General features: G+C 71.3%; 1 protein-coding gene. It reads left to right on the top strand.

Annotated elements, in window-relative coordinates; all coding sequences use genetic code 11:
• Window positions 1–2,003, top strand: a 2,003-nt coding sequence (gene glgX / locus GKQ77_RS32125; protein WP_219692648.1) for a glycogen debranching protein GlgX, incomplete at both ends; no start/stop codon positions are given.

Raw genomic sequence — 2,003 nt, 5'->3', positions numbered from 1 at the left:
AAAGGACCAACTTCGCGCTGTGGGCGGGCGGAGCGGAATCGGTGGAGCTGTGCCTCTTCGACTCGGCGGGCGAGGAGACGCGCTGTCCGCTGACCGAGCTGACGCACGGGATCTGGCACGGTTTCGTGCCGGGCGTGCGGCCGGGCCAGCGGTACGGCTACCGGGTGCACGGCCGCTGGGATCCGTGGACGGGCGCCCGCTGGAACCCGGCGAAGCTGCTCCTGGATCCGTACGCGCGTGCGGTGGACGGTGATTTCACGCTGCCCGCCGAGGTGTACGGGCATGTCCGCGACTGGCCCCAGCAGCATGTGGCGGACACCGTGCGCGACGACCGGGACTCGGCGCCGTACGTCCCCAAGGGCGTGGTCGTGCACGACGACGCGCCGGACGACGAGTGGGCCGACGACCGGCGGCCCAAGACGCCGTGGGCGGACTCGGTCATCTACGAGCTGCACGTCCGGGGCTTCACCAAGCTGCATCCGGGGGTTCCTGAGGAGCTGCGGGGCACGTACGCGGGGCTCGCGCATCCGGCGGCGCTCGAGCACCTCGTACGGCTCGGGGTGACGGCGGTCGAGCTGCTTCCGGTGCATCAGTTCGCGCACGAGGACCATCTGCTGCGGCGGGGCCTGCGCAACTACTGGGGGTACAACTCGATCGGCTACTTCGCGCCGCACGCGGGCTACGCGGCGTCGGGGACGACGGGGCAGCAGGTCGGCGAGTTCAAGCGGATGGTGCGCGCGCTGCACGAGGCGGGGATCGAGGTGATCCTCGACGTCGTCTACAACCACACGGCGGAGGCCGGTGAGCTGGGCCCGATGCTGTCGCTGAAGGGCATCGACAACCGCGGCTACTACCGGCTCCAGCCGAACGACGCACGGCGGTACGCGGACTACACGGGCTGCGGGAACACGCTCCAGGTCGTCCAGCCGCACGTGCTGCGCCTGATCACGGACTCCCTGCGGTACTGGGTGACGGAGATGGGCGTGGACGGCTTCCGCTTCGATCTGGCGGCGGCGCTCGCGCGCTCCTTCCACGATGTCGACATGCTCTCGCCGTTCCTCGCGGTGATCGCGCAGGATCCGGTCCTGCGCCGCGTGAAGCTGATCGCCGAGCCGTGGGACGTGGGCTCGGGCGGCTATCAGGTGGGGGCGTTCCCACCCCTGTGGACGGAGTGGAACGACCGCTACCGGGGGGCGGTACGGGATTTCTGGCGGGGCGCGCTGCCGGACGTACGGGATCTGGGGTACCGGCTCTCGGGGTCGAGCGATCTGTACGCGTGGGGCGGGCGCAGGCCGTACGCGTCGGTGAACTTCGTGACCGCGCACGACGGCTTCACGCTGCGGGACCTGGTGTCGTACGAGCGGAAGCACAACGAAGCCAACGGCGAGGGGAACCGGGACGGCTCGGACGACAACCGCTCCTGGAACTGCGGGGCCGAGGGCGAGAGCGACGACGCGGACATCACGGCGCTGCGCCGGCGCCAGCTGCGCAACCTCATGACGACGCTGCTGCTCTCGACCGGTGTGCCGATGTTCGTCGCGGGCGACGAGATGGGGCGTACGCAGCGCGGCTCGAACAACGCGTACTGCCAGGACAACGAGATCAGCTGGGTCGACTGGAGGCTGCGGGAGGAGCCGGGCTGGCGGGAGCTGTTCGCGCTCACCGCCCGGCTGATCGAGCTGCGGCACCGGCATCCGGTGCTGCGGCGGCGGGCGTTCTTCTCGGGGCGGGCGCACTCGGCGGACGGGCTGCGGGACCTGGCGTGGTTCACGGCGCGCGGCACGGAGATGACGGAGGCCGACTGGTACGCGCCCGCCGCGACGCTCGGCATGTATCTGTCCGGGCGGGACATACCGGGGCGGGACGCCCGGGGGGCGCCGGTGGTCGACGACAGTTTCCTCGCGGTCCTGCACGCGGGGGAGCGTGCGGCGCGGTTCGTGCTGCCGGGGCCGCCGTGGGCCTCGTCGTACGAGGTCGTGGTGGACACGGCGCTGGAGGAGCAG

It is taken from the genome of Streptomyces anatolicus (genome assembly GCF_019400875.1).
GTDB lineage: Bacteria > Actinomycetota > Actinomycetes > Streptomycetales > Streptomycetaceae > Streptomyces > Streptomyces anatolicus.
Note: the sequence above shows the minus strand (reverse complement) of the source record. Positions and strands in the feature narration are given on the sequence as shown.